Here is a 7,883-nt window from a genome sequence, read left to right on the forward strand (position 1 = left end):
ACGAGAAAAACCGTCTAATTGGCTGATGAAGGGACCAGGGTAACAGAGCAAAGCCGCTCTTCTGGTACATGAGCGGCAATATCAGATTTAAAGGAGAGTCTCATGAAAAAAGTGTGGAAAATGAATACATTGTTAATGATCTTGATGGTGACCTTGATGATGCTGGCCTTCGCCATCGGAACCTGTTTTGCCGAAGGTCCTGCGATGAAGATCGCACCAAAGGGGAAGAAAAAAATCACGATAGGTGTCATTGACCCGAATGCCGGCATCGAGGTCGCTGCGCAATTCAATAAGAAACACAGCGCCGAGGCGGCCAAGAGAGGCTGGGAAGTCCGATTTGTCGACCTGAAGGACAACATACCACAAGCAGCGGCGCAAATGGAGAATATGATCTCGGCGGGGTATGACGGCATCATCGTTCACTGGATGCCGATTCGACCCATAGATAAGCAGATCAAGATGGCTTTCGACAAAGGGATTCCGGTGATTACCATGATGTGCCAAGCCTCAAGGACTCCCGGCGTTCTGGCGGAGGTAGGATGGATGGAATCCGCTCATGGGGCGATGCTCGCCGAATACCTGGGAAACAGGCTGCAGGGGGGAGACAAAGTAATGACGGTTACCATACCGATGATTGAAAAGCATGCCATTCAGCTTGGCGGTTTCAAGGGGGCAGCCGATGTATACAAACTGAACATTGTCCAGAATCTCCAGTTCCAGTTTTCGGGAGACCCCATCCAGTGGGCCTATGATCAGGTGACCAATACCTTGCTGGCCGACCAGAAGAAAGAAATCAAGGGCATATATATAAGCACGGACTCCCTCGGTATTTCGGCCGCACGGGCGACCCATGACCGAGGTCGGGACGACGTCATCGTCGTGATGAGCGACGACTCCGCGCATGTCTACAAGGAGATGCCGAAGCTCCCCGCCCTCCAGGCGGTCGTGGCCCTGGGTATCCACGAAAAGTCGCTGAATGAGTTAGCCTTCGGTCTTTTTGGTAAGGTGTTTAAGGGTGAAAGCGTGCCGAGCCAAAAATGGTACCCGACCCTTGGAAGTCTCATGACGAGGGACAAGCTTCCTCCTCCGGGATATCTATACGACGCTTGTGGAGGTTACAAGGCGCGTAAACCTGATTTCGCGGTAAAGTAGCAATAGTTCTATGTGAGTCGTCCCCTTCCCTTGAGGATTTGGCGGGGAAGGGGGCGACTCACGAAATGGTAGCGTGAAATCAGGAGGAACCGACCGATGGAAAGCGGTATGAATCAGGGCATTGTTCTGGAAACCAGAGGAATTGTGAAGAATTTCTCGGGTCAGCGTGCCCTTGACGGGGTAGATTTCGATGTCCGGGCGGGAGAGGTGCATGCGCTCATCGGTGAAAACGGCGCGGGCAAATCGACGCTTATCAAGATTATCGCCGGTGTCTTCCGGGCGGATGACGGGGAAATACTGCTGGATGGCAAGCGGGTGAACATCGCGAGCCCCGGTGAGAGCCAGAAGTTGGGCCTGGCCTTCATTCACCAGGACCTTAACGTGGTACCCCATCTATCTGTTGCAGAGAACATATACCTGGGAAGGTATCCGAAAAGTGCATTCGGATTGGTACGAGTCAGCAAGATGGCCGAAAGGGCACGCACTATCCCCGAGGCAGTGCCCATAAACGCGGATCTCCGCATGCCTGTAGGAGCGCTGCCCCTCATCGAACAGTGGAAAACGGTCATTAACCGCGCCCTCGCCATGAATTCCCGGATCATTTTTATGGATGAGCCTACCACCTCTCTGACCCACAGCGAGGTCGAGGAACTCTTCAAATCCATCGCTCACTTAAAAGAAATGGGAAAAGCTATTGTCTATGTCTCCCACCGGATGGAGGAGATCTTCAAACTTGCCGATAGGGTGACGGTCATCAAGGACGCAAAGAATGTGGGGACCGCATCGGTGAGTGTGCTGAATTCGGGGCAGCTTTACAGCATGATGCTGGGAAGAGAACTCGAAGACGTCTTCCCAGCAAAGGCTCCCTCGGGAGAGAAGGTTTGCCTTGAGGTAAAGAATCTTTCCCGGGGGAATGCCGTTCGGGATGTCAGTTTTCAACTTCGAGAGGGCGAGATTCTCGGACTTGCCGGACTTGTCGGCTCCGGAAGAACGGAACTATCGCGTTTGCTCTTTGGCGCGGACCGCAAGGACCGAGGGGATATCTTCGTAAACGGAGAAAAAGCGGACATCGGGTGTCCCACGGACGCTATCAGGAAGGGTTTCGGCCTGGTACCGGAGCAGCGACACACACAAGGTTTGGTCCTTCCCATGGACGTGAAGCAGAATATTACTCTCGCGAGCCTCAAACAGCTATGGCGATCCATCAGGCTTCCTCTTTTGAGCCGCCGAAAAGAGAACACTCTTGCGCAGAAGTATGTGATCGTGACGGGTGTCAAGACCTATGGATTCGATCAGTCCGTATCTTCACTCAGCGGAGGAAATCAACAAAAGGTAGTCCTTTCTAAATGGCTCTGCGCCAAGTCGGCGGTCCTGATACTTGATGAGCCGACCAAGGGGATCGACGTAGGTGCGAAGTTTGCCCTCTATCGCCTCATAACTGATCTCGCCAGAGAGGGGAAAGCAGTTATTGTGATATCCTCCGATCTCATCGAGGTCGTAGGACTTTGTCATAGGATCCTCGTGATGGACCAGGGTAGGATCAAAGCAGACCTAAAGAGGGAGGACACGGATCTGCCGTCCATTCTGGCCATGTGTCTGGAGAAAGGGCCGACGTCCCTGGAAACGTCTATTAACTGAATAGTAAGGAGATAGTTCGATGAAAGGAAGGGAATTAACCAGGGTTCGGTCTCTCTTATTTGTGGGCAAGTATGGAACGCTACTCTGTCTCTTGGCCATGATCGTTGTTTTCAGCATCCTCCTCCCCGCATTCCGGTCGCCCAATAACCTCGTGAATCTCTTGGGACAGACGGCCATCCTCTCGATAATGGCCGCCGGGATGACCTGTACGCTCAAGATGGGGGACTTTGATCTTTCCATCGGAGCCATTGCGGCCTTGACCGGGATTGTCACCGCGAAGATCCTGTTGGCCGGTGGAGGCATTTCGCTGGCCATTGTCTCCGGCCTTGTGACAGGCATCATCGTCGGCTGCATTAATGGCGTCTTCGTAGCCTACATTGGGCTTAACGCATTTGTGTGCACCCTGGCCACGATGAGCATAATCTTCGGATTATGCCTGACGGTCACGAAAGGCATAATGTTATTCGGGCTGCCCGAGAGCTTCGAATTTTTCGGGAGGGGAGATGTTCTTGGGATTCCTTTTCGCTTCGTTTTTATGTTCTGCCTGCTATTTCTCCTGTGGTTCTTCCACAAGTACACGCCGACTGGAAGAAGGATGGAAGCCATCGGAGGCAATCCCGTTGCTGCGCAACTTTCCGGGATAAAGGTGGAAGCAAACCGGGTTATCGGTTACCTTTTATCGGGATTTTGTGCGGCGGCCGCCGGGATATTCCTGGCCTCATCAACCATGAGTGCAACCTCTACGCAGGGGGGCGCCTACCTGTTGGATGCTTTTGGTGCCTCCTTCATCGGCGCTTCGACGATCCGTGTGGGCCAGTTTCATATTCCGGGGACCTTCGTTGGTGTTCTCATCGTCGTCATTGCTGTCAATGGCCTTGTCATTCTTATGGTGCCAGGCTATCTGACGGACATGATCAAGGGGGTAATTCTCCTTCTGGCCATTATGTTGTCCGGAGTTGTAGGGAAGTTTTTGCAGACCGGGAGGTAGAAAAGGAAGAGAGGTAGAGTAGATGGCCTATCAGGATTACAGTTGTCTCAAAATCAATGTCGACAGGAGAGGGGCCTTCACCACAATAGACCATCCTTCCTTTTAATCTCATAGATATAGCTCTCATTCAAGAGTTGGATCGGTTTTCCAAGGTGGTGGTGATATCACCGGCCAGGAAGTCTACCATTTACTTCGGTTAGAAAGTAGGCCAGGCAAACCGGACTAAAAACCTACCAGAGATTCTTTTCTTTTTTCTTCCCAACATTTTCTTGCCGTTAAATTTATTTTCTCTCTTCTTAATTTTCTTCCCAATCAGAGGATCAGTGACTGATTAATGGTTTCCCAGGAGGGAAGTCATGAATCAGAACCGATGTCGGCATTGTCATACTATTTTTCTTCCGGACCCTCGGGTTAAGAACCAGCGCTATTGTCATCGTCCCGAGTGCCAACAAGCCAGGAAAGCCCTTTGGCAAAAACAAAAGATGCATCAAGACCTGGATTACCAAACCACTCACCGTGAGTCTCAAAAGAACTGGCTGGAACAAAATCCCGGCTATTGGAAAAACTATCGGGCCGGACATCCCGCCTACGTACATAAAAACCTTCAAAGACAACAAATCAGGGATCGGAAACAGCGTTTGGCCCATCTTGCAAAGATGGACGCGTTAAGGCCTTATTCTTTTGTAAAACCAGGAAGTTACTTGTTAGTTCCCGATCTTGCAAAGATGGACGCGTTCGCTCAAAAAATATTCCTTATTCCAGATACTTCCAGAGATTGGGCTAATCTTGCAAAGAAGGACTTGATAGACCCAGCCTTAAGCTTTTCTTACAATAACCCCCAAACAGGAGGTACTTTATGATTGAGAAGAACCCGATCAACCCTTCACGGATACGCAAGATCGCCGGCAGTTTCGCTTTTATCGAACACCGCTTCCGATACTTTATCAAAACCCTGACCCATCAGGAGCTTTTACTGTATCTCTTTCTGGTCTTAGCCGCTGATAAACAAGGACTTTCCTATTATACCGCGGATAGCATCTGCTCCTGCCTGAAGATCAGTCTGAAGCAATATCTGAAAGCCCGGCAATCGTTGATCCGAAAGGACCTGATCGCTTTCGATGGCCAGTTATTCCAGGTCCTTTCATTACCTTTTTTTACACCATGGAGAGGTCTCTATGATTGATCACCGTACTATCTTCGAGATCCACCGTCTGTCTCATGAAGGCTATGGTCTTCGTAAAATCGCCCGGACCCTCAAACTCAGCCGGGACAGTGTCAAACGATATCGGGATAATCCGAATCCACCCAGACCGGTAATAGTACGCACCAGCAAGCTGGATCCGTTTAAAAACGAGATCCAAAAGTATTTAGAGCAAGACCCCTCGGTCAGCGGTGCGGTTCTGTATCAACGCTTAAAGCCCCAAGGCTATGCCGGAGGCAGGTCTATTCTGGGGGAGTACTTACAACAGATCAGACCCAAGAAAAAACGAGCCTATATCCGCTTCGAATCGCCTCCAGGGGAACAGTTCCAGATCGACTGGGGCCACTTCGGTTCTTTGACTTACGGGAAGACCCCCCGAAAGCTCTACTGTTTGGCGGTCATCGAGGCCCATAGTCGGATGCTTTACGCCGAGTTCACCCACTCTCAGAAACAAGAGGCCCTCCATCAGGGTTTACTTAATGCCTTTCGTTTCCTCCAAGGCACCCCCAGGGAAATCGTCACCGATAATATGCTCACCGCTGTCTTAGAGAGGGAAGGCTCTTTAGTCCGTTTTAATGAAGCTTTCCTGGATTTCTTACGACCCTTCCGGATCACCCCTAAGGCCTGTCACCCCTATCAACCCCACGAAAAAGGTAAGATCGAAAAAGGGGGCATCCATTACCTCCGTCATAACTTCTGGCCCCTCAGAACCTTTACCGATCTTTTCGATATCAATCGCCAGCTATGGCACTGGTTGGATACCCAGGCGAATATCCGGCTCCACGGTACTACCGGCGAAAGGCCAGTCGATCGTTTCAACCCCCAGGCTCTTCAACCCTTGCCCGAGTTTACCCCCGACTGCCGGGAAACCCTCTCGGTTAAGGTACACTCCGACTTCGCCATCCGTTTCGACAGCAACTTTTACTCCGTCCCTCCCTGGGCCATCGGTAAAACCGTCATCCTCAAGGCCGATTACCAAACCATCACTATCTATCTTCACGAAAAAACTCTGGCTATCCATACCCGTTGTTGGGAGAAAAAACAACGCCTGGAACTTCCGGCCCATCGCGAAGCCGCTTTTAAGCGTCGGCCTCAGGAATGGCTGGCTACTGAGGTCTCCGCCTTTATCTCCTTAGGCGAAGAGGCCAAGGCCTTTCTGGAGGGTCTGGCCCACAGCGGTCAGCCCATTAAAAAAAACCTGGCCAAACTCCTGGCTTTAAAAGACCGCTATGGAACCCCTTTATTGATCCAGGCCCTTAAACGGGCCATGATCCACAAGGCCTATGGCGCCCACTATGTGGAAAACATCCTCCATCAGGAAACGTCTCCTAAACAGGATCACCCCCCGGTCCAACTCAAACGCCAGGATTTAAACCGTATCCGCCTGGAGGAGCCCCTCCTGGCCGAGTATGATGCTTATATCCTCAAACGGAAGGACTAATCATGTCTGACTTGGAAACGCTTAAAGATAAACTGATCCAACTCCGTCTAAAAACCATGGCCCAACAACTGGACTCCGTCCTGGATCAGGCCGCTCAAAAAAATCTCAACCTGCCGGCAGTCTTGAACCGTCTGGCCGATTACGAACTGGAGGCCCGTCGCCAGACGGCCATTGCCCTTAAGTTCCGTCAATCCCAATTAAGTGATAAACCTACGATTGACCAGTTTGACTTCCACCACCATAAGTCCCGGCTTGATCAGAAAACCCTCATCCTGAACTTATTCTCCCTCGATTTTATCTCCAAGCATCAGGATATCATCCTCATCGGCAATCCCGGTACCGGTAAAACCTTCCTGGCCAAAGCCTTAGTCTTTGCCGCCTGTAATGCCAATATCAAGTGTCTCTTTACCAATACCATGGATATGATCAATCACCTCATTGCCGCTGAAGCCGATCACTCTTTACTTAAAATGCTTCACTTTTATCAATCTCCGGACCTCTTAGTCTGTGACGAACTCGGTTATCTGTCTCTCGGCCCCCAGGGCTCGCACCTTTTCTTCCAGGTCATCAGTCAAAGGCATGCGGTTAAATCAACTCTGTTGACAACCAATTTGCCCTTTACTGACTGGGGAAAGGTCTTCGATTCCACCCCGGTGGCCACGGCTATCGCTGACCGTCTCGTTCATAACTCCGAGGTCCTTATCCTGGAAGGACCAAGCTATCGAAGAAAAAATAAATCCTAATCTGTAAAATAAATTATGGCGGAAAACCTTCGGGGTGCACCCTATTCCCGGTGATCCCCCCAGCGTCGTGGCTTGCTCTTAGGCCTGTCCCGTGTCGCTGAATACCGCCCATTCTACCCCTTGGCCGGTTTCTTAACCGGTCACTTTGGTTGGTTTCCTGACCGGCGATAATAGGACGATCAGGATTCCAAGATTCGAGGATTCCAGAGCTTAGTTTTTAAAGGTTGTCGCACTTTAAGCATCTTTTTATACTATCCTGAATATTCCTGAAGTTTAAATGATAAACCATCTCACATAGTTTTCCGAAGATCCCAAACTATTGTTTTGCTCCCCTTTTTCTCCGGAAGACCAAGCCTTCGAGAAAAAAGGCGGCCAGGATGCCGACCACAAAGCCGTTTCCCAACACCGGACGCAGGGTCACCGGCAAAGAGTCGATCTGCCCGGCCGGTAAAAAGGCGACTTCCATTCCGAGAAGGAGCGGCAGTCCGACGACCAGCCCGGTCTCGAACTTCAACCCGCCATCGGTCTGGAGTAGGATCATGAGACCGGCCATGACCTGAAAAAAGAGGATGTAAACCAGAACGCTTCCGACAACCACTGATGGAACGATCCCGATCGCTCCCAGGACCGCCGGTGAAAAAGAAAGGAGAAAAAGAGCCAGGGATGTCGGGACCAGAGGGTAAAGGGACGCTGTTAACTATTAAATATGCCTGATAAAAG

8 protein-coding genes are annotated in these 7,883 nt (G+C 50.8%); 7 read left to right on the forward strand and 1 reads right to left on the reverse strand.

Going from position 1 to position 7,883, the window contains the following annotated elements:
* Positions 1–102 precede the first annotated feature (102 nt).
* The 7 genes from HY879_02930 to HY879_02960 all read left to right on the forward strand — a co-directional run bounded on the left by HY879_02930 (position 103) and on the right by HY879_02960 (position 7,163).
* Entirely contained in the window at positions 103–1,152 is a 1,050-nt protein-coding gene (locus HY879_02930; GenBank protein MBI5602284.1) for a substrate-binding domain-containing protein, read from the forward strand.
* 96 nt (positions 1,153–1,248) lie between these two features.
* Complete coding sequence (locus HY879_02935; GenBank protein MBI5602285.1) at positions 1,249–2,790, forward strand: sugar ABC transporter ATP-binding protein; 1,542 nt, start codon at positions 1,249–1,251, stop codon at positions 2,788–2,790.
* Positions 2,791–2,809: 19 nt separating this feature from the next.
* Positions 2,810–3,778, forward strand: a complete 969-nt coding sequence (locus HY879_02940; protein MBI5602286.1) for an ABC transporter permease — start codon at positions 2,810–2,812, stop codon at positions 3,776–3,778.
* A gap of 356 nt (positions 3,779–4,134) precedes the next feature.
* Positions 4,135–4,638, forward strand: a complete 504-nt coding sequence (locus tag HY879_02945) for a hypothetical protein (protein ID MBI5602287.1) — start codon at positions 4,135–4,137, stop codon at positions 4,636–4,638.
* Entirely contained in the window at positions 4,635–4,961 is a 327-nt protein-coding gene (locus HY879_02950; protein ID MBI5602288.1) for a hypothetical protein, read from the forward strand. Before HY879_02945 ends, HY879_02950 begins: the two co-directional genes overlap by 4 nt.
* A complete protein-coding gene (locus tag HY879_02955) occupies positions 4,954–6,420 on the forward strand; it encodes an IS21 family transposase (protein MBI5602289.1) in 1,467 nt (488 codons plus the stop codon). Before HY879_02950 ends, HY879_02955 begins: the two co-directional genes overlap by 8 nt.
* A 2-nt stretch (positions 6,421–6,422) precedes the next feature.
* Positions 6,423–7,163, forward strand: coding sequence for an ATP-binding protein (locus tag HY879_02960; protein ID MBI5602290.1), 741 nt, complete (start codon positions 6,423–6,425; stop codon positions 7,161–7,163).
* Between the two features lie 316 nt (positions 7,164–7,479).
* Here HY879_02960 and HY879_02965 read toward each other — a convergent pair whose 3' ends face one another.
* Positions 7,480–7,761, reverse strand: coding sequence for a hypothetical protein (locus tag HY879_02965; GenBank protein MBI5602291.1), 282 nt, complete (start codon positions 7,759–7,761; stop codon positions 7,480–7,482).
* Positions 7,762–7,883: the final 122 nt, after the last annotated feature.

This window comes from Deltaproteobacteria bacterium, assembly GCA_016219225.1.
In the GTDB taxonomy this organism is placed as follows: domain Bacteria; phylum Desulfobacterota; class RBG-13-43-22; order RBG-13-43-22; family RBG-13-43-22; genus RBG-13-43-22.

What these genes read in the sequence shown, in the direction of transcription:
- HY879_02940 (MBI5602286.1), top strand. Translation starts at nt 2,810, where the DNA reads ATGAAAGGAAGGGAATTAACCAGGGTTCGGTCTCTCTTATTTGTGGGC.
- HY879_02950 (MBI5602288.1), top strand. Translation starts at nt 4,635, where the DNA reads ATGATTGAGAAGAACCCGATCAACCCTTCACGGATACGCAAGATCGCC.
- HY879_02955 (MBI5602289.1), top strand. Translation starts at nt 4,954, where the DNA reads ATGATTGATCACCGTACTATCTTCGAGATCCACCGTCTGTCTCATGAA.
- HY879_02930 (MBI5602284.1), top strand. Translation starts at nt 103, where the DNA reads ATGAAAAAAGTGTGGAAAATGAATACATTGTTAATGATCTTGATGGTG.
- HY879_02945 (MBI5602287.1), top strand. Translation starts at nt 4,135, where the DNA reads ATGAATCAGAACCGATGTCGGCATTGTCATACTATTTTTCTTCCGGAC.
- HY879_02935 (MBI5602285.1), top strand. Translation starts at nt 1,249, where the DNA reads ATGGAAAGCGGTATGAATCAGGGCATTGTTCTGGAAACCAGAGGAATT.
- HY879_02960 (MBI5602290.1), top strand. Translation starts at nt 6,423, where the DNA reads ATGTCTGACTTGGAAACGCTTAAAGATAAACTGATCCAACTCCGTCTA.